Source organism: Mesorhizobium sp. NPDC059025 (assembly GCF_042739655.1).
In the GTDB taxonomy this organism is placed as follows: domain Bacteria; phylum Pseudomonadota; class Alphaproteobacteria; order Rhizobiales; family Rhizobiaceae; genus Mesorhizobium.
Genome location: NZ_JBHYIM010000001.1, coordinates 613,752 through 638,133, shown reverse-complemented (window position 1 = coordinate 638,133; position 24,382 = coordinate 613,752). Strand labels below are relative to the sequence as shown.

The 24,382-nt window shown below is 60.2% G+C and carries 23 protein-coding genes; 5 read left to right on the top strand and 18 right to left on the bottom strand.

What is annotated here, in order from left to right; genetic code table 11:
- Positions 1-23: 23 nt before the first annotated feature.
- From ACFWYE_RS03040 to ACFWYE_RS03015, 6 genes are all read right to left on the bottom strand, one after another.
- Positions 24-716, bottom strand: coding sequence for an MOSC domain-containing protein (locus ACFWYE_RS03040; RefSeq protein WP_379109494.1), 693 nt, complete (start codon positions 714-716; stop codon positions 24-26).
- Positions 717-720: 4 nt separating this feature from the next.
- Positions 721-2,829 carry a molybdopterin-dependent oxidoreductase gene (locus tag ACFWYE_RS03035; RefSeq protein WP_379109493.1) on the bottom strand — a complete coding sequence of 703 codons (2,109 nt, stop codon included), beginning with the start codon at positions 2,827-2,829 and terminating at the stop codon, positions 721-723.
- 154 nt (positions 2,830-2,983) lie between these two features.
- Entirely contained in the window at positions 2,984-4,861 is a 1,878-nt protein-coding gene (locus ACFWYE_RS03030) for an ABC-F family ATP-binding cassette domain-containing protein (protein ID WP_379109491.1), read from the bottom strand.
- A gap of 93 nt (positions 4,862-4,954) precedes the next feature.
- Positions 4,955-6,229 carry an MFS transporter gene (locus ACFWYE_RS03025; RefSeq protein ID WP_379109489.1) on the bottom strand — a complete coding sequence of 425 codons (1,275 nt, stop codon included), beginning with the start codon at positions 6,227-6,229 and terminating at the stop codon, positions 4,955-4,957.
- Positions 6,230-6,440: 211 nt separating this feature from the next.
- Positions 6,441-6,656 (bottom strand): hypothetical protein, encoded by a 216-nt coding sequence (locus ACFWYE_RS03020; protein WP_379070692.1) that lies wholly within the window; start codon positions 6,654-6,656, stop codon positions 6,441-6,443.
- A gap of 767 nt (positions 6,657-7,423) precedes the next feature.
- Positions 7,424-7,933, bottom strand: coding sequence for a DinB family protein (locus ACFWYE_RS03015; protein ID WP_379109487.1), 510 nt, complete (start codon positions 7,931-7,933; stop codon positions 7,424-7,426).
- Positions 7,934-8,102: 169 nt separating this feature from the next.
- Here ACFWYE_RS03015 and ndk point away from each other — a divergent pair, with 169 nt between their 5' ends.
- Positions 8,103-8,525, top strand: coding sequence for a nucleoside-diphosphate kinase (gene ndk / locus ACFWYE_RS03010; RefSeq protein ID WP_054310955.1), 423 nt, complete (start codon positions 8,103-8,105; stop codon positions 8,523-8,525).
- An 82-nt stretch (positions 8,526-8,607) separates the two neighbouring features.
- Here ndk and ACFWYE_RS03005 read toward each other — a convergent pair whose 3' ends face one another.
- The 6 genes from ACFWYE_RS03005 to ACFWYE_RS02980 all read right to left on the bottom strand — a co-directional run bounded on the left by ACFWYE_RS03005 (position 8,608) and on the right by ACFWYE_RS02980 (position 13,414).
- Positions 8,608-9,051, bottom strand: coding sequence for a YbaY family lipoprotein (locus ACFWYE_RS03005; protein WP_379070684.1), 444 nt, complete (start codon positions 9,049-9,051; stop codon positions 8,608-8,610).
- Positions 9,052-9,169: 118 nt separating this feature from the next.
- Positions 9,170-9,634, bottom strand: coding sequence for a molybdenum cofactor biosynthesis protein MoaE (locus tag ACFWYE_RS03000; RefSeq protein WP_379109485.1), 465 nt, complete (start codon positions 9,632-9,634; stop codon positions 9,170-9,172).
- Between the two features lie 4 nt (positions 9,635-9,638).
- The gene (gene moaD / locus ACFWYE_RS02995) at positions 9,639-9,890 is read right to left on the bottom strand and encodes a molybdopterin converting factor subunit 1 (protein ID WP_379109483.1); all 252 of its coding nucleotides are present in this window, start codon (positions 9,888-9,890) and stop codon (positions 9,639-9,641) included.
- A 10-nt stretch (positions 9,891-9,900) separates the two neighbouring features.
- Complete coding sequence (gene pgsA, locus ACFWYE_RS02990; protein WP_129414860.1) at positions 9,901-10,488, bottom strand: CDP-diacylglycerol--glycerol-3-phosphate 3-phosphatidyltransferase; 588 nt, start codon at positions 10,486-10,488, stop codon at positions 9,901-9,903.
- A 116-nt stretch (positions 10,489-10,604) separates the two neighbouring features.
- On the bottom strand, positions 10,605-12,650 hold the full coding sequence (gene uvrC / locus ACFWYE_RS02985) for an excinuclease ABC subunit UvrC (RefSeq protein WP_379109481.1): 2,046 nt from the start codon (positions 12,648-12,650) through the stop codon (positions 10,605-10,607).
- Positions 12,647-13,414 (bottom strand): SDR family oxidoreductase, encoded by a 768-nt coding sequence (locus tag ACFWYE_RS02980; RefSeq protein WP_379109479.1) that lies wholly within the window; start codon positions 13,412-13,414, stop codon positions 12,647-12,649. Before ACFWYE_RS02980 ends, uvrC begins: the two co-directional genes overlap by 4 nt.
- A 393-nt stretch (positions 13,415-13,807) precedes the next feature.
- Between ACFWYE_RS02980 and ACFWYE_RS02975 the strand changes: the two genes are divergently transcribed.
- Positions 13,808-14,473 carry an outer membrane protein gene (locus ACFWYE_RS02975; protein ID WP_379109477.1) on the top strand — a complete coding sequence of 222 codons (666 nt, stop codon included), beginning with the start codon at positions 13,808-13,810 and terminating at the stop codon, positions 14,471-14,473.
- 90 nt (positions 14,474-14,563) lie between these two features.
- Here the strand turns inward: ACFWYE_RS02975 and ACFWYE_RS02970 are convergent, their stop codons facing one another.
- From ACFWYE_RS02970 to ACFWYE_RS02945, 6 genes are all read right to left on the bottom strand, one after another.
- A complete protein-coding gene (locus ACFWYE_RS02970; RefSeq protein ID WP_379070669.1) occupies positions 14,564-15,160 on the bottom strand; it encodes a glutathione S-transferase family protein in 597 nt (198 codons plus the stop codon).
- A 128-nt stretch (positions 15,161-15,288) separates the two neighbouring features.
- Positions 15,289-15,726: a hypothetical protein gene (locus tag ACFWYE_RS02965; protein ID WP_379070666.1), complete on the bottom strand. Its 438-nt coding sequence runs from the start codon at positions 15,724-15,726 to the stop codon at positions 15,289-15,291.
- Positions 15,727-15,817: 91 nt separating this feature from the next.
- On the bottom strand, positions 15,818-16,672 hold the full coding sequence (locus ACFWYE_RS02960) for a 23S rRNA (adenine(2030)-N(6))-methyltransferase RlmJ (RefSeq protein ID WP_379070663.1): 855 nt from the start codon (positions 16,670-16,672) through the stop codon (positions 15,818-15,820).
- Positions 16,673-16,676: 4 nt separating this feature from the next.
- A complete protein-coding gene (locus ACFWYE_RS02955; RefSeq protein ID WP_379109475.1) occupies positions 16,677-17,282 on the bottom strand; it encodes a hypothetical protein in 606 nt (201 codons plus the stop codon).
- A gap of 38 nt (positions 17,283-17,320) precedes the next feature.
- Positions 17,321-17,770, bottom strand: a complete 450-nt coding sequence (locus ACFWYE_RS02950; RefSeq protein ID WP_326892275.1) for a DNA polymerase III subunit chi — start codon at positions 17,768-17,770, stop codon at positions 17,321-17,323.
- Positions 17,771-17,773: 3 nt separating this feature from the next.
- The gene (locus ACFWYE_RS02945; protein WP_379109473.1) at positions 17,774-19,267 is read right to left on the bottom strand and encodes a leucyl aminopeptidase; all 1,494 of its coding nucleotides are present in this window, start codon (positions 19,265-19,267) and stop codon (positions 17,774-17,776) included.
- A gap of 378 nt (positions 19,268-19,645) precedes the next feature.
- Between ACFWYE_RS02945 and lptF the strand changes: the two genes are divergently transcribed.
- Genes lptF through ACFWYE_RS02930 form a run of 3 tightly spaced genes read left to right on the top strand, consistent with a single transcriptional unit; the run spans position 19,646 to position 24,350 of the window.
- Positions 19,646-20,845, top strand: coding sequence for an LPS export ABC transporter permease LptF (gene lptF, locus ACFWYE_RS02940; RefSeq protein ID WP_379070654.1), 1,200 nt, complete (start codon positions 19,646-19,648; stop codon positions 20,843-20,845).
- Entirely contained in the window at positions 20,842-21,927 is a 1,086-nt protein-coding gene (gene lptG, locus ACFWYE_RS02935; RefSeq protein ID WP_379073039.1) for an LPS export ABC transporter permease LptG, read from the top strand. The genes lptF and lptG overlap by 4 nt, the downstream gene beginning before the upstream one ends.
- A 2-nt stretch (positions 21,928-21,929) precedes the next feature.
- Positions 21,930-24,350 carry an LPS-assembly protein LptD gene (locus ACFWYE_RS02930; RefSeq protein WP_379109471.1) on the top strand — a complete coding sequence of 807 codons (2,421 nt, stop codon included), beginning with the start codon at positions 21,930-21,932 and terminating at the stop codon, positions 24,348-24,350.
- Positions 24,351-24,382: the final 32 nt, after the last annotated feature.

Genomic DNA, 24,382 nt, shown 5'->3' with positions numbered 1-24,382 from the left:
GCTCGCTTCCGAAGAAGCGTTCACTACGCCCGAGGGCTGTCGAGGCGTCTCGTCCAGTCTTCCACCCGATTGCTCTCCAACCGGCGCGCAGCATGGCTTCGCCACCCTTCCGCCAGGCGATCGAGGGCCGCAATCCCGGCAAGTTCCGTACGGTTGAGCGGATCAACATAGAAGGCTCGCCAGATGCGCTTTAGCGGCCAGTCCGGCGACCGGCGATCAAGCAGCGTGAGGCGATCTTCCGGCGTCACGATGCCCGGCGTCAGCACACGGTAGTACCAACCCGTCCGCCCCGTCGATTGCACCAGCCGGGCCATGTCAGACCTGCCGAAGCGTTCATTCAGTTTCCAGCACGGCTGGCGCCCCTGGCTGACCTCGACAATGGCCGCGCCGAGCGAAAAGACGTCACCAATAGCCACCGTCTCCTCGGTAAGGCCAATGGTGGAGATATTTTCACCGAACGCGCCTGCATCAGCAAGCAGGGCATGGCGCCCAAAATCGCTTCGCCAGGCGCCATAGTGGTCAAAAGGATAGTGGTGCACGGCTTTTTCCGGTCCGCCATGGCGCACGGTGTCGCCTTGCTTGTCTCCGGCAAGCCCTGTTTCAGACAACGCAAGCGGGGCCGTCACCGCCAGTTTGACGATACCGCTCGGCGCGCCATGCAACCCGAGCGGCGCGACCTCGCCAATGCGCAGGCTGAGCAGCGGCACGCCCGTCATGACTTCAGGCTGCCCGCACCCAGACCTTGTTGTCGTGCACAGCTGCGCCGCCATACGGCGCAGGCGCATCGGAACCGGTCAACACATTGATGCCCTCGCCGCGCTCGTGCGCCGAATTCGGCCAGATGCCTTCCGCGATCACCACGCCACGCTTGATGCCAGCGAACAGCTTGGCGTGCAGCACGACCTCGCCGCGCGAATTGCCCACTTCCACCCGCGCCCCCTCGACCAGGCCGAGCGCGGCAGCATCCTCGGGGTGGATCAGCAGCTCGGGTCGTACTTCCTTGGCCTGCGACACTGGTGTCTCGGCGAAAGAAGAATTCAGGAAGTTGCGTGCCGGCGATGTTGCCAGCCTAAACGGATGCTCGGCATCCGCCACCTCGATCAGGTCGACATGGTCGGGGAACTCCGGAAGTTGCTCGACCGGTCCGAAAATGCCCATGCTCTTGGGCGGCTTGTTGGGTGCATAGCCGCCGTTCCATTGCGGCCTGAAACGGAACTTGCCATCCGGATGGCCGAAGCCCTTGATAAAGTGCGCGGTCTCGAAATCCGGTTGCATGTCGGCCCAGCGCTGCTCGCGCAGCGTATCGAAATCGAGGTCGCGGTTCTTGAGCAACGCGTTGATGTGTTCCTTTTCGGTCAGCCCGAAACCCGGCATATGCGAAACACCAAGACGCTTGGCCAGTTCCTCGATGACGTAGTGGTTGGTTCGCGGGCCGTTCGGCGGATCGATCAGCTTCGGACCGAGTGTGATGTGCTGGTTGCCACCACCCTTGTAGATGTCGTCATGCTCCAGGAACATCGTAGCCGGCAAAACGACGTCCGCGACCTTCGCCGTATCGGTCATGAACTGTTCGTGCACACAGGTGAACAGGTCCTCGCGCAGGAAGCCTTCCTTCACCAGCCGCTGCTCGGGCGCGACGTTCATCGGATTGGTGTTCTGGATAAGCAGTGCCGTCACCGGCGGGCCACCGTAAAGCGCATCCTGCGCGTTTGTCAGCACCGGGCCGATGCGTGAATGGTCGAGATAGCGCACCTTGGGGTCGCGATAACGGTCGCCTTCGAGCAGATCCTTGTTGAACTTGAAACCGGAAATGCCTGAATTGGAGTGGAAGGCGCCTCCGCCTTCATATTGCCAGCAACCGGTCACGGCGGCGATGGAAAGTGCCGCGTGCATGTTGGCGGCACCATTGCGCTGACGCGCAAAGCCATAGCCGAGACGGAAGAACGTGCGATTGGTAGTGCCGACCAGCCGGGCGAAAGCCTCGATCTCAGCCACGGTCAACCCTGTGATCGCCGCAGCCCATTCCGGTGTCTTGTCAGCGAGATGTGCTTCCAGCCCCTTCGGATCGTCGGTGTATTTTTCAAGATACGCGCGATCGGCCATGTTCTCGCGAAACAGCACATGCATGATCGCGCAGGCCAGCGCGCCGTCCGTTCCGGGCTTCACCACCAGGCCAATATCGGCCTGCTTCATCGTCGCGTTTTCATAGATGTCGATGACGACAATCCTGGCACCGCGTTCCTTGCGCGCCTTGATGGCGTGGGTCATCACATTGACCTGGGTAACCACTGCATTGGTGCCCCAGATGACGATGCAGTCGGAACGGCCCATTTCCCGTGGATCGGAGCCGCGCAGCGCGCCCGTGCCCATGACATAGCCGGTCCATGCCAGATTGGTGCAGATCGATCCGAAGAAGCCGGAATACTTCTTGGCGTGCCGCAACCGCTCGATGCCGTCGCGCTGCACCAGTCCCATCGTTCCGGCATAGAAGTACGGCCAGACCGTCTCGGAACCATATTTCTCTTCCGCTGCGATGAATTTTTCGGCGACGAGGTCGAGGGCCGCTTCCCAGCCCGCTTCCTTCCACTGGCCGTCGCCCTTGCTACCGGCGCGCACCAACGGCTTCAGCAGCCGGTCGGGGTGATGCACGCGATCGGCGTAGCGCGCGACCTTCGCGCAGACAACGCCCGCCGTATAGCTGTTGTCCTTGGCGCCATGGATGCGCCCGATCCGGTCAGGCCCCAGCAACTCGACGTCGAGCGCACAGGTGGACGGGCAATCATGTGGGCAGGCCGAATGGCCGATGCGGATCTTGGCGTGGGTGTTCATAAGGCTCTTTTACCTGTTCGCCAGCCCGGAGTGTAGGGCCAGTTGCCCAATGACGGGAGGCAACGCCATCCTCCCGCGGAAACCAGGAGGGAATCTATTTCTCTACCGCCGTGCAGCCCGAGGGTCCGCAATCCCGCAGCGACAGGACGACAAGCTACTCGGCGATACCTTCCTCATACTCGGCCGACATCGTCAGCCATCGCTCTTCATGGGCGTCGAGCTGGGCTGCCAGCTCCGAGCGCTCCTTGGCAAAACGCGTCGCCTTGATCGGGTCCTTTTCGTAGAGTGCCGGATTGGCTAGCTCATCCTCGATCAGGTCGATGCGCTTGCGCAGACGATCCATCAGCCCCTCGGTCGCGCGGATTTCCTTGGCGAGCGGCTCGAGCGCCGCGCGCCTTGCGGCTGCCTCGCGACGACGGTCAGCCTTGGAAGCCTTGTCTGCCTCGCGCTTTTCGCGACGATCGGCAGACACACCGGTCACCAGCGTCTTGTAGTCGTCGAGATCGCCGTCATACGGGTTGACAGCGCCATCCTTGACCAGCCAGAGCCGATCGGCCGTCGCCTCGAGCAGGTGGCGGTCGTGCGAAACCAGGATCACGGCACCCGGAAAATCGTTGAGCGCATGGATCAGCGATTCTCTGGAATCGATATCGAGATGGTTGGTCGGTTCATCGAGGATGAACAGGTTGGGACCGTCGAAGGCGGCCAGTCCCATCAGCAGACGTGCTTTTTCACCACCCGACAGATCCTTGGCGGCGGTATTCATCTTCTCGGTTGCCAGGCCGAACTGTGCGACACGTGCCCTGACCTTCGCTTCCGGCGCGTCCGGCATGAGACGGCGCACATGTTCGTAGGCGTTTTCGTCCGGGCGCAGGTCATCGAGCTGATGCTGGGCAAAGATCGCCACCTTCAAGCCAGGCGCGATCGTCATCGTGCCGGTTTCCGCCTTGAGCCGCCCGGCAAGCAGCTTGGCAAAGGTCGACTTGCCATTGCCGTTGGCGCCAAGGAGTGCGATGCGATCATCGGCATCGATGCGCAATGTCATCTTCTTCAATATCGGCTTGCCCGGCGTGTAGCCGACTTCAACGCCGGACAGCGCCACGATTGGCGAAGCCACCGTCTTGACCGGCTCCGGAAAGGAGAATGGCTTGACGGAATCGTTGACCAGGGCCGCAATCGGCTTCATCCGCTCGAGCGCCTTGATGCGCGACTGCGCCTGTCTTGCCTTCGAAGCCTTGGCGCGAAATCGATCCACGAACGACTGCAGGTGCTTGCGTTGCGCTTCCTGCTTGATCCGGCTCTTTTCCTGCAGCTCCTGCTGTTCGGAAAGCTGCCGCTCGAACTGATCGTAGCCGCCGCGCCAGAAACTCAGCTTCTGCTGGTCGAGATGCACGATCGAATTGACCGCCCTATTGAGCAGGTCACGATCATGCGAGATCAGAAGCACGGTATGCGGATACTTCGAAACGTAGTTTTCCAGCCAGAGCGTGCCCTCGAGGTCGAGATAGTTGGTCGGCTCGTCGAGCAGCAGCAGGTCAGGCTCGGAAAACAGCACCGCTGCCAGTGCGACCCGCATACGCCAGCCGCCGGAAAAGGATGATGCGGGCCGCGCCTGCGCCGCCTCGTCAAAGCCCAGGCCGGCGAGGATGGTCGCGGCACGGGATTCGGCGGTATGCGCATCGATGTCGGCCAGCCGGATATGGATCTCGGCAATGCGGTTGGGATCGGTCGCCGTCTTTTCCTCTTCCATCAGCGCGGCACGCTCCTTGTCCGCGGCCAGCACGATCTCCAGCAGCGAATCCTCCGTGCCGGGAGCTTCCTGAGCCACCTGGCCGATGCGCGTGTTCTTCGGAATGCTGATCGAGCCGGTCTCGGAAGCGAGATCGCCGGTGATCGCCTTGAACAGCGTGGTCTTGCCCGTGCCGTTGCGGCCGACAAGGCCTGCCTTCGTGCCGGTGGGCAGCGTCAGCGAAGCATGGTCGAGGAGCAGGCGTCCGGCGATGCGGAGCGAAAGGTCATTGATGATAAGCATGGCGGCGCGGTTTTGACCCGTATGGGCAACAATGGCAAGGGGATGCGGCCGACTGTTTCGATCCGAAAGGCACTCAGAGGCGGCGCGACGCCGCTATGCTGTTCTGACAGGCGCCGGCCGGCCGGCCCGCAACAAGTCGCTCAACGCGGTGTCGACGGCTTCCGCGGGAGCGTCGGCGCCAAGCCGGCGCGGCGGTGGCAAGGAATGACCAATGGCGAAAAGCAGTGCGCTGCCGGCCGAAAATACTGCAAACAACAGGAACATTCCGGTTCCGCCGTAGGCTCCGAGAGCTATTCCAGCCAGCACGGGGCCAAAGAAGTTGCCGATGGTCGACAGCGAATGCGCCCCGAAATAGGTGCCCCTGTTGGCGGCAGTCGAAATGCCGTCGACCAGCATGTATTCGGCTGGAACGACCAGAACCTCGCCGATCGTGAAGACGATCATCGAAGCAACCAGCATCTCGACACCGGAAGATGCCGCAAATCCCAGGTTGCCCAGGAGAAACAGCACACAGCCCAGCACCAGGGCATGCAGCGCGCCGATCCGCTCGATCACCCAGCGCGCGGGGGTGCTGGCGACCAGCACGGCAGCCGCATTGGTGCTGACCAGCAAGGCGAATATTTCCACGCCTTTGGCGAAGTCCTTGATGATGTACTGCGACAGCGGCACCGACCACTGCCCGTAGACAGCAACCAACAGCGTGCCACCGCCTGCAAAGAACATCAGCCTCGGATCGCGGAAAGCACCGACAAGGCGCCGCCAGCCGCCCATATGCTGCCGGGCGGCATTCGCTGCGCTCGTGGCAATCTCGGGCACCAAAAGGAAGATGATTGCCCCGAACATCAAATGAACCACGCCAGCCACGACGAACAGAATGTCGGAAGTCGCGCCGAAAGCCAGGCCGATCATGGGACCGATCGCCCAGCCGGCATTGATGGCGAGGTAGCGCCACGAGAACACCTTCAGGCGCAGTCTTTCAGGCGCCGCATCGCTCATCATTGCGCGTGCAGCCGGCTCATAGACGGCGCCGGCGATCGAAGCCACGATGTGGGCAAATGCGAAGGCTGTGACGGACTGGGCAAGTCCAAGGCCGATCATGCCTAGGCCGGCGAAGGATATGGCGATGGCCAGCACGGTTCTGCGTCCAAGCCGGTCGGAAATCGCCCCGGCAAGCGGGCTGACCATCGCACCAAGCAGAGGTCCCACGCCGATCAGAGCACCGATCCCCGCCGGACCTAGTCCAAAGTCCTGCTGCAGTCGGATCGCAAGAAACGACAGGCTCATGCCTTTGGCGACAGCGACGACGCCGGAGCCGGCAATCAACAGGAGGGCGATCATACGCCCGGTCTGTTCGGAGTAGCTGTTCATGGACATTCAAAGCACATTCGTCGGCTCAGACAGACGACCGACGCCCACGGCTTCGCATTGAAGCTGGCCGCATGCAATGGAAAACACTGCAGGGACCTGTGGGCCAGATGGAAAACCAGGTTCGCTGCCCAAGCACCAGCGTCCTCGAACACCCTCGTTCATGGAAACAGCCCGCCAAAGCGGGCTGTTTCCTTTTCAACGAGCGGAATGATCAGCGATTGACCTTGGCAAGCAGGGCGCACAGTGCCTGCAGATCGCTGTCATAGGCACCGCTGCTCACCACTTCGGCGCAGCGGCGCTTCAGCTTCATCAGCTTGCTGTCCGAAAGCTGGGCAATGGCCTTTGGCACGCCCGGGCTGTTGGGATTGAGTTTTCCAGTGTTGGTCGCATTGCCAAAGATCGTACCACTTGGAGCGACCGGGCTCATCGGATTGCGTGGACTGGAAGGTCCAGACGGGTTGCTCGTGGTACCTCCGCCTATCCCGACTCCAACGCCCACACCGGTACCGCTTCTGCCACCGACCGAAGCCCCGAGACCGGCAGTGACTCCGTTCGAACCGCCAACGGAAGCACCGAGGCCAGCGTTCACACCGCCACTGCCACCGATCGATGCCGTAGCGCCAGCCGCAACACCGCCGGAGCCTCCTATCGTGGCCCCTCCTCCCGCCGTAACGCCGTTTGATCCGCCGACATTTGCACCGGCCCCCGCGGTGACACCATTGCTGCCACCCACTGATGCACCAAGCCCTGCGTTGACCCCGCCAGTACCACCAACGCTCGCGCCTAGGCCAGCGTTAACGCCATTGGAACCGCCGATCGAAGCCCCCAATCCGGCATTGACGCCCCCAGGACCACCAATCGAAGCCCCTAGGCCGGCGTGAACGCCTCCCGATCCACCGACGGATGCGCCAAGACCATCGGCACCTGCTGGCAAAGCCAAACAAACAACGACGGCACCACTCGCCAATGTTCCGGCGAGACTCCTAACGAAACCAGCCATTACATCCTCCTAATGGTTTTGTGCTTCTTCGACAGCACGGCCAAGCAGCCCGCAGCGAAGTCAAAACATCTGGAGAATACCAAAACCGTCAGTACATTCTCACATTTTAATATTTATGGCTTTCGGTGCGTTTTCCACCGCTGGTCAATTGCTGTCTAATTTTATTATATAACAAATCAACGGCTACATTGAAATTATGCGAAAGTACGCCCCTCTTCTGCCCGCTGGAAGTACATCAGGTCCAGCTGAACCGACGCATGTCCGAGAACTGTCAGGATCATATGCGCCTGGCCTCTGTGATGGGTCTGATGGTTGAACAGATGATCGAGCGCGGGCGCCAAACGCTGCGAAATCGTGCGCATGTCGGTGGTCACATAGGAAAACCGTCCGGCGATATCCTTGTCGTTCAAATCTTCGACCCATTCGACAATACGCCTGTCTTCGGCCTCGCGCGCTATCCGCAGCGCCGGCAGCGCCCGTTGCAGGATTGCGTCAAGGCTGGCCGGTGCATCGCCCAGGCCGGTGAAGCGCTTCATCCAGATGCGGTCGGTGACCAGCAAATGGTTGAGCGTGCCCATCAGTGAGCCAAAGAATGCGCCCGTGTCGCGCGTGAATTCTTCGTCGGTAAGGGCGTCGGCGGCATCGTAGAGGCGGCTGTTGGCCCAGCGATTGTAGGCCGCGAACATCATGAAATGGCGTTTCATCAACCCTCGGCTCCCGCACTATCCACCCCGAACCTGATCTAGAATGTCGGGAAGGGCAAAGCCATGGCCATTTTGCCCGGCGGCAGGATCAACGCCTCCCCTTGGCAATGCGCCGGGCGGCTTGTATAGAGCCCGCCACACCTCAATCCCCATCACCAAAGGACGACCCATGGCGATCGAACGCACCTTCTCGATGATCAAGCCGGATGCCACCAAGCGCAACCTGACGGGCGCTATCACCAAGATGCTCGAGGATGCCGGCCTGCGCGTTGTCGCTTCCCGGCGCGTCTGGATGAGCCTGCGCGAAGCCCAGGGTTTCTATGCCGTCCACAAGGATCGCCCCTTCTTTGGCGAACTGACTGAATTCATGTCGTCGGGCCCGACGATCGTACAGGTGCTCGAAGGCGAGAACGCAATCGCCAGGAACCGTGAAGTCATGGGCGCCACCAATCCGGCCAACGCGGCTGAAGGCACCATCCGCAAGGTGCATGCACTGTCGATCGGTGAAAATTCGGTACACGGCTCGGATGCCCCGGAAACGGCCGCTGAAGAGATCGCCTACTGGTTCTCGGGCACCGAAATCGTCGGCTGATCGTACCTTACAAGGTACTCGCGTTTTCGAAAGCCGGGCTTGAGCCCGGCTTTTTTGTATTCAGACATCAGGTCGTCTCGATCTACCCTGGGGTATCAGTATCGCTTTGCTTGTCCTGAACTTGCTTCAGCACCATCGTCATCGGCTCACTGGCAAGCGGATCGATATAGTGTCGAGCATTGGTCAGGAACTGGGTCTGGCCGTCGACCGTGATATTGGCATCCACCGCATAAGTCGTCTTGGGGCGGATGTCCCGACTATCGAATTTCAGGGTGAAACGCATGGGTACCTGACCGGCAGGTGTAATCCGCTGTTCGCAGATCACCCTGGCGGGAGCGTCGGGCTGCGAGGTATCGAGCAGCTGCACGGTAAGCACAGCATTCCGGGGCAGGATCATGTGCTCGCGATAGATCACTTCGCCGGTCAGCCGGCGCTCGGCCGCCGCGGACATGTCGGTTGAGACAAGCATGCCCGCCATCAGGGGCGCGAAGCCGAAGATCAGGAATTCGGCGATCCTGTCCAACATGACACTGCTCCATCGGCACTCGACAAACGCCAGCGCCAATGGAAAATCCGCCGCGATTGCGGACAATCCATGACCGATCTGGGGTATTTTCGAGCACGGAACACCGGCTTTCCGACAGTCAGCGCCAGCGGGCGGCAGCCTTGTCGTCCCTGTCCTTGACCTCGACCCAATTGCCTTCCGCACCGTCGGTTCGGTGCTCCTTCTTCCAGAAGGGTGCACGCGATTTGAGGTAGTCCATCAGGAAATCGGCGGCCTCGAAGGCAGCTTGCCGATGTGCGGATGCGGTAACGACCAGCACGATGTTCCCGCCAGGCTGAATGCGGCCATGGCGATGGATAACCGTGACCCCCTGCAGCGGCCAGCGTCCGATGGCTTCGGCCGCAATGCGACTGATCTCCGCTTCGGCCATACCGGGATAGTGCTCAAGTTCGAGTGTCGTGAGCGCACCGCCTTCATCACGGCAAAGCCCGGAAAACGTGACTACGGCGCCGATATCGGCGCGCCCAGCGGCAAGAGCTGCGACCTCGGCAGCAATGTCGAAATCATGAGCCTGGATGCTGACCTTCGCCACGACGCCGGACACGGCATCAGCCTCCAGTCATCGGCGGAAACAGCGCAATCTCACGCGCGCCAGCTATTTTCTCACCGTGGTCCACATGCTCCTGATTGATGGCGACACGGATCGAACGTGGATGCTGGAGGGCGGTTTCATATTCTTCGCCCCGAGATTTCAACCAGGCCAGCAACTCGGCCACCGTGGTCACCTCTGCCGGAAGTTCGACGTCTTCCTCGGTTTTGCCGATCCGTTCGCGCACCCAGGCAAAATAGATGAGCTTCATCGCCTTCTCGCTATTCGTCGACGATATGCTTCAAGCCGGCACGGAAGTAATCATAACCGGTATAGAGCGTGACAACCGCCGCAATCCAGAGCAGCACCAGCCCGGTTTCCGTGGTGAACGGAAAAATCTTGTCGCCAGCCGGACCGGCAAGGAGAAAGGCAATCGCTACCATCTGGATCGTCGTCTTCCACTTCGCCAGTTGCGTGACCGGAACGGAAACCTTGAGTGCGGCAAGATATTCGCGCAGGCCGGAAACCAGGATTTCGCGGCACAGAATGATGATGGCCGCCCAAAGCGACCAGCCGGCGATGCCATCCTCATCAGCGGCAAGCAGCAGCAGGCAGGTCGAAACCAGAAGCTTATCGGCGATCGGATCCAGCATCCTGCCTATATTGGAAGTCTGCTGCCAGGCACGCGCCAGATAGCCGTCGAAATAATCGGTAATCGACGCCGCCAGGAAGATCGCCAGAGCGAGCCAGCGCGCAAAATCGCTCGATTTCAAATGGCCTTCGAGAAAGAAACACACGACGACCATCGGCACCGCAACGATACGGGCGTAGGTGAGCATGTTCGGCAGATTGAATGCGTGTTTCGCCATGCGTGCCTGGGAACTTCTGGGGTCGTTTCTTTTTGCCTTCGTACTCAAATCAGAAGCCGATATCAGGGGTCAACCATTGAAAATCGACTAGCCAGCGCAAAACACCGTACAAACGGTCAATTCTCATGAAAATGGTTGTAAACAAGTCGCGCGACCTGCTCTGAAATACCGTTGACCGACATGAGGTCGTCGACAGCGGCCCGGCTGACTGCCTTGGCGGTACCGAAATGCAGGAGCAAGGCGCGTTTACGACCCGGACCGATGCCGGCGATTTCGTCCAGCGGACTCTTCACCATCTCCTTCTTGCGGCGGGCACGGTGCGAGCCGATCGCGAAACGGTGCGCCTCGTCGCGCAGACGCTGGATAAAATACAGCACCGGATCCCGGACCGGCAGCGTGAAGGACGGCTTGCCTTCGACGAAGAAGCGCTCGCGGCCGGCCTCGCGATCCTGGCCCTTGGCGATGCCGATGGCCACCACACGATCCTGGACGCCCAGATCCGCCAGGATCTTGCGTACGGCCGACATCTGCCCCTGGCCACCGTCGATCAGGATGACGTCGGGCCAAGCCGGGAAGCCATGGGAGAGAAGATCGTCCGGCTCGCCATTCTCCTCGCTCGAGTTCTCATCGCCATGTTCCTTGATAAGACGGGAAAAGCGGCGCTCCATCACCTCGCGCATCATGCCGAAATCGTCGCCGGGAGTGATCTCGGTCGAGCGAATGTTGAACTTGCGGTACTGATTCTTGACGAAGCCCTCCGGCCCGGCAACGACCATGGCACCGACGGCGTTTGTCCCCATGATATGCGAATTGTCGTAGACTTCGATGCGTACCGGAGGCTTCGGCAGACCGAAAGTCTCTGCGAGACCAGCGAGCAATCTCGCCTGCGTCGAGGTTTCAGCCAGTCGTCGGCCAAGCGCTTCGCGCGCATTCTGCAGCGCATGGTCGGTCAGATCTTTTTTCTCGCCACGCTGAGGCACCGAGATCGACACCTTGCGGCCGGCACGGGTCGACAATGCCTCGGCAAGCAATTCCTGTTCGTCGACCACATGCGAGAGCAGCACCGTGCGCGGTGTCGGCTTGTCGTCATAAAACTGCGCCAGAAACGAACCCAAGACCTCGGCAGCTTCCATGGCCGGATCGGCCTTGGGGAAATAGGCGCGGTTGCCCCAGTTCTGGCCGGTGCGGAAGAAAAAGACCTGGATGCAGACCTGCCCGCCTTCCTGATGGATCGCGAAGACGTCCGCTTCTTCCACCGACTGCGGATTGATCCCTTGATGGCTCTGCACATGCGCGAGTGCCGCCAAACGGTCGCGATAGATTGCGGCGTGCTCGAAATCGAGATTTTCGGCAGCAACCTGCATAGCGGCGGAGATCTCGGTCTTTACCTTCTGGCTACGACCGGACAGGAAATCCTTGGCCTCGTCTACCAGCACGGCATAGTCGCCGTGCGAGATTTCCCCCGTGCACGGCCCGGCACAACGCTTGATCTGATAGAGCAGGCATGGCCGTGTCCGGTTTTCGTAAAAGGAATCGGTGCAGCTCCTCAGCAGGAAAGCCCGCTGCAACGAGTTGATGGTACGCCCTACCGCTTGCGCCGACGCAAATGGGCCGAAGTAGTCGCCCTTCCGCGAGCGTGCGCCGCGGTGCTTGTAGATACCGGGCGACAGGTGATCTCCGGTGAGCAGGATGTAGGGAAATGACTTGTCGTCGCGCAGCAGCACGTTAAAGCGCGGCCGCAAGCGCTTGATGAGATTCGCTTCCAGCAACAGCGCTTCAATCTCTGTGCGGGTGACGACGAATTCCATCGTCGCCGTTTCGCGCACCATGCGGCCGATGCGATTGGTATGAAACCGCCCCTGAGCATACTGGGTGACGCGCTTCTTGAGGCTGCGAGCCTTGCCGACATAGAGCACGTCGCCGTTTACGTTCATCATGCGGTAGACGCCAGGAGCGTTGGGCAGACGCTTGACCAGCGTCTGGATGACCTCTGCGCCAATCTTGCCGTCGGTATCGCCAGCATGTTGCGTCCAGTCTATCGCCGTAAAAGCAACCTCGGGACCTGCAGTCTCCACATCCAGTTCGATGCTGTCGTCGTCATCCAGATCAACGTCGGGTAGATCTTCACCCGTGCGTCCGTTTTTCGCTTTTCCGGAACTCATTCCACCACGCCTGTTACATCCGGCGTCTGCCATGCAAGATGCTGGCCGCCATCCAGCGCGATCATCTGGCCGGTGACCGACCGCGCATTCCATAGATATCGTATCGTCGCGCCAAATTCGCCAAGTTCGGCACCACGTTTCAACAACACGCCGTCGAGCTGCGCCTGGAAATCGTGATCCTCCTGGCGTGCTCCTTTCAGCGTCGGCCCCGGCCCGATCGCATTAACGCGGATACGTGGCGCCAGCGCCTGCGCCATCGTCTGCGTGGCTGCCCACAACGCAGATTTCGACAGGGCGTATGAAAAATAGCGTGGCGTCGGTCGCCAGACCCGCTGATCGATCATGTTGACGACCAGACCATCCTCTCCCTCGGGCAAGGCACGGGCGAAACGCTGCGTCAAAAGCGCCGGAGCCTTCACGTGCACAGCGAAATGACGATCCCACCCGGACCAATCGAAATCCTCGAGGGAATCTTCCTCGAACAATGAAGCGTTGTTGACCAGGAGGTTGATCGGACCGAGCGCATTCGAGGCAGCATCGATCAGCCCGGCCGTCTTGTCCATATCGGTCAGATCCGCGGCAACGACAGCGGCGCGCCCTCCCGCGGCGATAATAGTCCCCACAAGGGCTTCGGCCTCTTCTCGTGAACGATTGCAGTGGACGGCCACGGCAAAGCCGTTGGCTGCCAGATCCTCAACGATCGCCCGGCCCAACCTTTTCGCTCCGCCCGTAACCAGGGCCGTAGCTTTCATTCTGTTCGTCATCTGGCTTTCATCCGCAACAAGGGCAGCCAGCAAATGAGACCGCTCAATCGTAAAATGCCGTTCGCTCCTATGGCCACATTGTGTCGATGCGCCGAAATGACGACCTCGACTCGCAATCAGCCATCTGACCAGACGGCCAATATAGGGACCTCAACCCCTTGTACCAAGCCGGGTGCAGCCGCCCTCCCGAAAGGCTCCTGACAACTTTGTTGCACTAGTGCAACGTCATCGTTCAGCCTCATTCGCGCCAGCTAAAGACCCAAGTTCAGGTTCGCTTCCGCCGTATTTGCCGCCCAAATTCCGGAACCGTTGAACGCGTGATCCGTTTCCTCCCCCGGCGGGTCTGGTTCGCAAGGAACAAGCCAGCGTCTTTGGCTTTATGGAGTAAGAACTATGTCTATCAACCACAAATTCGCGCGGACTTCAGTTGCTGCGATCGGGCTCCTCGCCGTCATCGGCACCGTTCCCGCTTTCGCTGCGGACGTCGTTTCGGAAGAGCCGCCGGCTCCGGCCCCGATTGCTGAGCTGCCGGTTGCATCCTGGGCCGGCGCCTATGCCGGTGTGAACCTCGGCTACGGCTTCTCGGGCCGCACCAAGCTTGAGGACCAGAACACCCGCGCCAAGACCGACGGCTTCATCGGCGGCGGTTTTGCCGGTTACAACTGGCAGCAGGACAACTTCGTGTACGGCGTCGAGGGTGACCTCGGCTATAACGGCACCAAGGGCTCGTCGAACGGCTTCAAGTCGAAGTCGGGCTTCGAAGGCTCGATCCGTGCCCGTCTCGGTTACGCTGTCAGCCCCGACATCCTGCTCTACGGCACGGCCGGTGGTGCGGGCGAAGGCCTGAAGGTCACCAACGAAGCCACAGGCCTCGGCGACCGCAAGACCATGTTCGGCTGGACCGCAGGTGTCGGCACCGACATCAAGCTGACCGACAATGTCTTCGGTCGCGTCGAGTATCGCTACACCGACTACGGTTCCAAGACCTTCGACAACGGTATCGGCAAGGTCAAGGACAGCGACAACCGCATCCAGTTCGGTGTCGGTATGAAGTTCTGATCGCGTCCCGATCAGCAGCAAAAAGCCGGGCTCAAGCGAGCCCGGCTTTTTTGTTTTAGAATTGACGGGCGTACAGTATCGACGCCTCTGTCAGGCCGGTATGCAGCCCTTGAGTTGCGGAAACTTCTCGTCGAAGCGTGCCGCCCAGCGCACCAGCCGCCCTCGCCCCTTTTCCCATTTGCCTGCGAAACGAAGCGACAGATAACCGAGCGCAGCGCGCAGCGCGATTTGACCTACGGTAATCTTGCTCGGCAATTTGGGAGGATTGGCGTTCAGACCGTCGAGTGCGCGGGTGACCTTTTCCCACTGTCTGTCCAGCCAGGGCTGATACACCTTCTCCTCGGGTCGTACCCTGCGTTCATAGACCATCGACAAAGCCGAATCGCAAATACCGTCCGCCAAGGCTTCCAGAGCTTCCGCTTCCAGGCGCTTTTCGGGGTTGCGCGGGAAGAGCACGTTCTTGGTCTGTCGGTTGAGGTATTGGGTTATGGCCCGGCTATCGAAGACCGACTGGCCTGTCTCCAGCACAAGCACAGGGATCTTGCCAAGCGGATTGGCAGCGATCAGATCCGCCGGGTCTTCCTCCGTCTTCACCGGCTTCAAGTCCAACGCAATGCCAGCATAGGCGGCTGCCATCCGGACCTTGGAGCTGTAGGGCGAGGTGGTCGCATAGAGCAGACTGGGCATGAAATCCTCATTGAAAGCGCGCTCTGGCGCAGTTGCGCCAGACGGACGATGACTGCCCTCGTCCAGCAACACGTGGATCAGACCGGATGACGATCAGAAGAGCGCCCTTGCCAGGGGCGCCGGAGCGTTCAGCGCAGAACGCGGCAGGCGCCGTTGTAGACATACCAGCGGTCGAAGCCTGATACGCAGAACTCGACATTGTCGCCAACGCCGGCGTAACCCTGCCCTTCCTCAATCAGATACCAGATGGTGCGCTCATGTCCGTCCGAGAGGATGACTTTTGCGTCGCAATAGCGACGACCGATCGGCCAATTCTCTTCGGCCGGCTGATAGCGGCGCTCATTGATGCGGCGAAAGTCGGTGATCTGCACATCGGGGAGATTCGGCACATTGCGTACCTGGTAGGCAAAACGGCTGCTGATCTTGTTCAGCACCCAAGCCTCACCGCACACGCCCGGATCACTTGAATAGCTCGACAGATCGGCGGCTTGCGCCACTGGAGCAACGGTCATAACCGAACCCAGGCAAATCAACCCGGCAAGAAAGGATTTGAACGAGTGAGTCATGGCAGCGCCTCATTTCTGGTCGGCGGCACTGTGCGGATTTGCCGTCATACGGTCAAGCCAGGAAGTATCCGGCCTCGATCAAATCCGATGCCTAGCTGTCCTCGCGCGCCAGCCAGTCGAGCCGCCAGCCTGTTGCGGCTGGTTCTGCCATCGCAGCCTGCAGCGCGGGCAGGATCAGACGGAGTTCCTGTTCCAGGGTGAATGGTGGATTGATCACCACCATGCCGGTGCCATCCAGGCGTTCGCTGCGCGAATCCGGTCGCACTTCGAAGACGATGTCGAGCACCTTGCCGATACCAGACGCCGTCAACCGATTTCGGAAGTCGGCAACGCCGCGTCGATCCTTGATCGGATACCAGAGTGCATAGATACCGCCCGGCCAGCGGTTGTAGGCCTTTTCAACACCTGCGGCGAGGCGATCGAACTCGCCTTCCTGCTCGAAAGGAGGATCAACCAGCACCAGCCCGCGCTTTTCCTTGGGCGGCAGATGCGCGCCGAGCGCCAGCCAGCCATCCAGCTCGATGACACGCGTCTGAAAATCGCCTTCAAACTGTCCCTTCAGCCGGACAGCATCCTGAGGATGCAGTTCGATCGCGGTGAGCCGATCCTGCTTGCGCAGCAGACGCCGCGCAAGCCATGGGGAACCGGGATAGAAGTCAATTCCACCATCAGGGTTGCAGGAATTGATTGCTTCGAGATAGGGCCCCAGCAAGATAGTCGCCTGTATGCCTGGGTCGATCGCGGCCAACCGGCCGATACCGTCCCGCCACTCGCCAGTCTTCTGGGCCTCGCTGGAAGAAAGATCATAAAGACCGATACCGGCATGGGTATCGATGACACGAAACGGCTTGTCCTTCCGTTTCAGATATTCAATCAGGCGCACCAGCACGACGTGCTTGACCACGTCTGCGAAATTGCCGGCATGATAGGCGTGGCGATAATTCATGGCCTTAGACGGCGCCCCGACCCCAACGCGGCTTGGGCGGAGTTTCCGGTTTGTCGGGACGTCTGCTGAAACGGATTGCCAGCACCAGACCGATCACTCCGAATGCAAGCGATCCGAAGCCCACTTGCCGAACCCGCGCGTCAGGCACGGCAGCCCCGCTGCGCAGGACCAGATCGACCGCCTTGATCTGCAGGTTTTCGGCATCTCCAAGGCCGAGCGAAAAGACGTAGGTGTTCGCCTCCTCAACTTGGATCAGCCCCGCCTCGTCGCGAAATATCTTGTCGGTCAGCTGTGGGCTTTGTTCGCGGGGCGTCGGATTGCCGCTGAAACTCAACCGTTCGGCAAGCACCGTTCGGTTGCCCGCCGCGGCAGTCAGCGTCAGTACGGTGCGATCAAAAGCGATGATGCGATCGGCATTGGTGGTGAGATCGACAAAGACCCGGACCGGTCCGGTTCCGGCTTTCAGCGACACTGTCACCGGTTTGAAGCGGCCATCCTGATAAGCGTGCCAGGTACCGAGTTCCTCGCCGGAGAAATTTCGAACGGCCCAGGGATAGAGAAGACCAAGGGCGACGCCAGCCAGAATGAACAGCAGGAAAAATCTACGCATCGCTCAGCCCTTAGAGCGCTGAACGCGCTCATGCAATGTCATGCCTTGCGCTCCCAGCGCCGGTCCGCCGTCTGCTGCCAATAAGTTACGGTGTGGCCAGCGCCCTTCATGTCCTTCCAATGGCTGCGCGCTGCCTCGACCTGACCTGCGTCATGTCCGTCGAAGAGGAAAACGGCGCGATCGTAGCCGGCAAGGTCCGGAGGGCTGGCGCCGTCCACGAGGAAACGGATCTGCGCCGAATTGGGGTTCATCTCCCCGGTCGTGAGCAAGACTGGCTGTTCCGCCGGATAAGGCTCTCGGTCCGTCGCATGCGCCAGGAAGCCGTCATCGCGATAGATCCACAAATGCTGGTCAAGTGCATCCCTGCGCTCTTCCGTGCCCGTCTGCACGACGACGCGCCAGCCACGATCGACACTGCGCTCGAGCAGGCCCGGTAATGCCTCTTCGAGCGTCGACTCCGTCATGTGATAGAACAGCACTTCGGCCATCGATCAGCCTTCGTAGTGGTCGCGCACCAGCCGGTCGAGCAGCCGGACGCCAAAACCGGAGCCCCAGGACTGGTTGATCTCGCTGGCCGGAGCCCCCATGGCCGTCCCCGCAATGTCGAGATGGGCCCAAGGCGTTTCCTTGACGAAACGCTGCAGGAATTGAGCTGCGATGATGGCACCGCCATAACGTCCGCCAATATTCTTCATGTCGGCGTTTTTTGAATCAATGAGCTTGTCGTATTCACTGCCGAGCGGCATGCGCCACAGCTTCTCCTGAGTGGCGGTTCCTGCCTGCACAAGCTGTCCGGCGAGTTCGTCGTTGTTGGAGAACAACCCGGCATGGTGTTGCCCCAGCGCGACCATGATTGCTCCCGTCAACGTGGCAAGATTGATCATCAGCCGGGGTTCGAAGCGATTGTTGCAATACCAGAGCGCGTCGGCGAGCACCAGGCGCCCCTCGGCATCGGTGTTGAGCACCTCGATGGTCTGGCCGGACATCGAGGTGACAATGTCACCCGGCCGCTGGGCATGGCCGTCGACGCTGTTTTCCACCAAACCGAGAATGCCGACGACATTGGCTTTCGCCTTGCGGGCAGCAAGCGCGTGCATCAGCCCCGTAACCGCCGCTGCACCGCCCATGTCGCCCTTCATGTCCTCCATACCCGATGCAGGCTTCATCGAATTGCCGCCGGTGTCGAAGGTCACCCCCTTGCCGACAAAGGCAAGCGGCTTGTCCTTGGCCTTGCCGCCATTCCATTGCAGCACCGCCAGTCGGGCACCGCGCGGTGAACCTTGCGCGACACCGAGCAGGGAGCCCATGCCGAGCTTCTTCATTTCCTTCTCGGCGAGAATCTCGACCTTGACGCCCAGCGCTTCCAGTTGCTTGGCTCGCTCGGCAAATTCGACCGGCCCCAGCGCGTTCGCCGGCTCATTGACGAGGTCGCGCGCGACGATCACGCCGTCGACAACGGCCTCCAGTTCTGCGAACGCCCTCTTGGCAGCAGTTGGATTTGCCGTCTGGATGGTGATCTTGATCGGTGTCTTGGCGTCGTCTTTTCCTTCGTCACTTTTTCTTGTCTTGTATTTGTCGAAGGAATAAGCGCGCAACAAAATGCCGGCAGCAACGCCAGCAGCCTCTGAACCGTCCGCTTGCGTACCCGGCAGGTCGACGACGACCACAGCGTCCTTGGCCTTGCGCAGTGAAGCAGCCACATGCCCGCCAAGCTTCAGCCACGCATATTCGTCCAGTGCGGACAGCTTGCCCGCGCCGACCACCACCAGCCGGTCAAGAGCGGTGCCTTCCGGCGCGAGTATCTCGGCGGAAGAGCCGAATTTCCCGGAAAAATCCGCGACCGGAAGAGCCCTTGCCAGCGAATCGGATGGATCATGCGCCTTGGCCCCTTCGGAAAGCCCCGCCTCTTCCGCAGCGAGCACAAAGACCGTGCCTTTCTTGACAGGGGCGAATTTGGCAAAGGCAATCGTAGGTCGGGCAGCCATGAGATCCTGCTTGATTTGAATGCTTGGATTGAAGCGCGACATTTCGCGCTTTTGAAACGTTTGGCAAGACCGGCAAACTTCCAGCGAGCACAAGGAAATAGGCTCAGCGCGCCATGCTGCCACCTTCAGTCGCCGGATGCGTGAATGCAATATTGGCAGCTGCCGACCCTTGACGATCGCCTGTGCGTCGCACAAATGTCTGGCTCAAAGTGCTGTTAACCATACCTATTCGCCTTTTCTTATCCATTGCCGACCAGAGTCGACGGCACCGGACATGACGACTTGAAACGGAACCAGGCCGGTTGTGTGGGTGTCACCGGAAAGATAACTTCTAGAGCTGCGACACCCGTCGAGATCAATCGAGAAGAACTGCCCTGAATGAAGGTCGCCGAGCTCTATATCTTCCGGCGCGCGCTCTCGCTCTTTCTTGCGGCGTTGGCGTGGACGTTGGCGATTGTCTGGACGACGCAGGTTCTCACCCGCATCAACCTGGTGACGGACAATGGACAGTCGGCGGTTAGTTTCTTCCAGGTTGCCGCGCTTATCCTGCCAACCATCATCCCGATCGTTGTCCCCTTCGCCCTCATTGTGGCGGTCGCGCAGACACTCAGCGTCATGAACTCCGATTCGGAGCTGGTGGTGATCAACGCCGCCGGCGCCTCGCGCATGACCGTCGTCAAGCCGATCCTGATCCTTGCATTGATCGCGAGCGTGTTCTCTTTCGTCGTCGACAACGGGGTTGAGCCTTATGCGCGCCAGAAAAACCGTGAGCTGATTGCCAGCGCGCGCGCCGACTTCCTGTCGTTGATCATCCAGGAAGGGACCTTCCGGAAGATTGAAGACGGCCTGTTCGTCCAGATTGGCGAACGTTTTGCCGATGGCGGCCTGGGCAGCATCTTCGTGGCCGATTCCCGGCAGCAGGGCACCGACCTCGTCTACTACGCCAAGACAGGCGCAGTCATCGACAAGGGCAATGAAAAAGTCCTCCTGATGAATGACGGCGTGGTGCACCGCAAATCACCTGCCGGCGATGTTTCCGTCATTCGTTTCACGTCCTACGCCTTCGATCTGTCAGCGTTTGCGACGGCTGCACAGGCAACGCTCTATCCGAAGGATCAGACGACACAATATCTGCTCAACCCCGATCCCAACGACCGGTATTATCAACAGGCGCCAGATCAATATCGTGCCGAGCTTGCCTTGCGGTTCTCGGAATGGGCCTATTCGCTTGCCTTCGCGATGATCGCCTTGGCCGTCGCTGGTGACGCGCGCTCACACCGGGAAGCGCGGATCCACCCACTGATCACGGCTATCTGCATCGCGCTGTTCGTGCGCTGGCTGGGTTTCTTCGCCGCAGGCAAGGCCAACACCAATCCGCTCTATAATTACCTGGTGGTAGCCGTGCCTTTTGGTGCGTCGATCGTGGCCGCATGGGTCATCTTTTCCAATCGCCGCATGGAGTTGCCGTCGAGTTGGGCCGACTGGCTCACGAACATGTTCAGCCGTTTTGGCGAAATAGGCATCCGGCTGCGACTTTGGTGGGCCAATCGCTCCGCAACGCGTCAGGGGAATTCCTGATGGGTTGGACACTCGGCCGCTATTTCTTCTTCCGCTACCTGGGGATCACCATCTGGATCTTCCTGGGACTGTTTGCCCTTGTCTTCCTGATCGACTTCACGGAATTGACGGGTCGGATCGCTGGCGTGCCCGGTTTCACCTACCAGGCGGGTTTTGCGATCTCGGCGCTGCGCGTACCGATGATCATGCTGCAGACCGTTCCCTTTGTTGGTCTGTTCTCGGCCATGGCGACACTGGTTTCGCTCAACCGCAAATACGAACTGGTGATCGCACGCTCGGCAGGCATCTCGGCCTGGCAGTTCCTGTTGCCCTGCTGCATCGGCGCGCTGTTGTTCGGCACGGTTGCCGTCGCGGTTCTCAATCCGCTGGCTGCCTACGGCTTTTCACAATCCGAGAGAATTGAAAGCGAACTGCGCTCGGGAGCGTCGAACGACGTCTCGGCCGATGCTGCTCCGTGGATCCGACAGAAGACTGCGGCCGGCGATACCATCATCGGCGCGCGTGCCATCCTGAACCAGGGACTGGAGATGGCGGACGCCGTTTTCTTCCTGCTCGACCAGCAAGGCAACATTATCGAACGCAAGGACGCCAAGCGGGTGTTCCTGCGCGACGGCTACTGGGAATTGCAGGACGTCAGCATCCTCAAGGATGGCAATGTCGAAAAGAAAACCACGGACCGGCTGGCGACCGACCTGAAGCCGGAATTCGTGCAGGAACGGCTGGCACGGCCGGAAACAATTCCCTTTTACGAGTTGCCGCAAAAGATTGAAGTTGCTCGTTCCTTCGGGCTTAAGGCAAATGCATTCGCCATGCAGTTCGATTCGCTTGTGGCGATGCCCTTCCTTCTGGTTGCGATGACACTGATCGCAGCAACCGTCTCGATGCGATTTGCACGCATGGGACAATCTGCAACGATGATTCTGGGTGGCGTAGTCGCTGGGTTTCTGCTTTATGTTGTGTCTGTTTTGGTCAAAGCGTTTGGAGTGGCGGGATTCGTCCCGACCGTGGTAGCTGCATGGTTTCCGGTGGTCGTGGCGATGTTCTTCGGGGTGACGTTCCTGCTGTACAGGGAAGACGGTTAGTGATGAGACCGGTTTTGCAAGGTCGCAGGCCGATCCGGGCGGCACTTCTGTGTGGAGTGAGCGCACTCGCTTGCCTATTTGCCGGCAGCCTGGCGACGGCTGTCCCGGCAGCGGCGCAGTCCGTGGCAGCACCCAGCGTACCAGCCGGTTCGCAGATGCTGCTCGAATCCGATACGCTGGTTTATGACAACGACAACCAGACGGTGACCGCCGTTGGTGGCGTGCAGATCGACTACGGCGGCAACAAACTGGTTGCTCAGCGTGTGGAATACGACCGCAAGACCAAACGTCTTGTTGCGACCGGCAATGCACAGCTTGTTCAAAGCGACGGCACCAAGGTCAACTCCGAGCACATCGACATCACTGACGATTTCGCCGACGGTTTCGTCAACGCGCTGCGTGTCGAGACGGTCGACAAGACCTATTTCGGCGCCGAAAGCGCCGAACGCATCGGCGGCGTGCTGACCACGTTCCACAACGGTGTCTACACCGCCTGCGAGCCTTGCGAAGACAAGCCCGACAAAGCGCCGATCTGGCGCGTCAAGGCCAAGAAGATCATCTGGAACGGCCAGAAGAAGACGGTGCGCTTCGAGAACTCCAATTTCGAGTTCTTCGGCTTCCCGATTGCCTTCCTGCCGGCTTTCGAGATCGCTGACCCTACGGTGAAGCGCAAGAGCGGCTTTCTGATGCCCGGCATCACCTTCAACAGCAAGCTCGGCACCGGCATAACCGTTCCTTATTACTTCGCGCTGTCGCCGACCTACGACATCACCGCGCGTGGAACCTACTATACCAACCAGGGCTTCCTCGGCGAAGCGGAGTGGCGCCAGCGTTTCGACAATGGCCAGTACAGCCTGCGCATTGCCGGCATCGACCAGCGGAAACCCTGGAAATTCGATCCCAGCACCGTCGACTCCGGCCCAACCGGCGATCCGAACAAATTCCGCGGCATGATGGGTACCAAGGGCCAGTTCGCGATCAATTCGCGCTGGAACTTTGGCTGGGACGTCCTGCTGCAGACGGACAAGAATTTCTCCAACACCTATCACATCAACGGCTACGACGCTTCGGTCCATCGCTCCGAAGTTTATCTGACCGGTCTGAATGACAGGAACTATTTCGACCTGCGCGCAATGCACTTCGAAGTGCAGGAAAAGACGCTGCAGCGAGAGGCCGGCGCCCGATATCAAACCGGAGCGCGCGACGAATTTCAGCCATGGGTGCTGCCGTCGCTCGACTACGCCTATATCCCGGATGCGCCATTGGCCGGCGGTCAGCTCTCAATCAATCTCAATTCCCGCGTCATCAAGCGCGACCGCCTCGATGAGGCTTTCACGGTGAACTATGATACCTTGAGCGCAGTACAGCGCGTTCGTGGCATCGAAGGCAATTCTGGCCGTTTGACAGCGGAAGCCGAGTGGAAGCGCAGCTTCGTCACCGATGGCGGCATGGTCATCACGCCGCTGCTGGCTTTCCAGGCCGACGCCAGCTACCTGAACGCGTCTTCCGGCTCGCTCGATGCCGTCAATCAGATGGCCGCCGCGCAGGGTGTTTCCGCGGACATGCGCTCATCCTTTGCCAGGGCTATGGCAACCGCGGGCCTTGAGTTCCGTTGGCCTCTGCTGTTCACCAGCTTGACCGGCGGCTCGCACATCATCGAGCCAACGGCGCAATTGTTCGTGCGCCCGAACGAATCCTATGTCGGCGGCTTGCGGGTTCCCAACGAAGACGCGCAGAGCATGGTGTTCGATGCGACCACGCTGTTCGAACGCGACAAGTTCTCCGGCTATGACCGCATCGAAGGCGGCACGCGCGCCAATGTCGGCGTGCGCTATTCCGGCAGCTATGCCAACGGCTGGACGACAAACGCCCTGTTCGGCCAGTCGTACCAGCTTGGCGGCACCAACTCTTTCGCGCAGCCCGATCTGGTCAATGTTGGCGCCTATTCCGGTCTCCAGACCGACAAGTCCGATTATGTCGGCCTGGCCGGCTTCACCAGTCCCTACGGACTTTCGGCCTCGGTCAGCGGCCGTTTCGATGAGCAGACCTTCGAGGTTCGTCGCGCCGAAGCCAAGGCGGCCTACAGCGGCTCGTCCCCCATTTCTGTTTCGGCGCAGTATGCCTTCATCCAGGCTCAGCCGGGTTACGGATTCGAAGAAGACCGCCATGAGGTCACACTGGGAGGTTCGACACGCCTCAACCAGAACTGGCGCGTCTTTGGTTCGGGCACGTACGACATCCAGACCAGGGTACTGACCGGCGATGGTGTCGGCTTCGCCTACGACGACGAGTGCTTCACGTATATGATGACGGTGTCGGAGAGCCGCGACCGGACCACCAGGGAAGTGACCCGCAACATCGGCTTCAACATCTCGTTCCGCACCATTGGCGATTTCGGCTCGACGTCCAGCAGTTTCCAGTAAGCCATCCCCCTTGCAGGACATGGTTTCGCCGC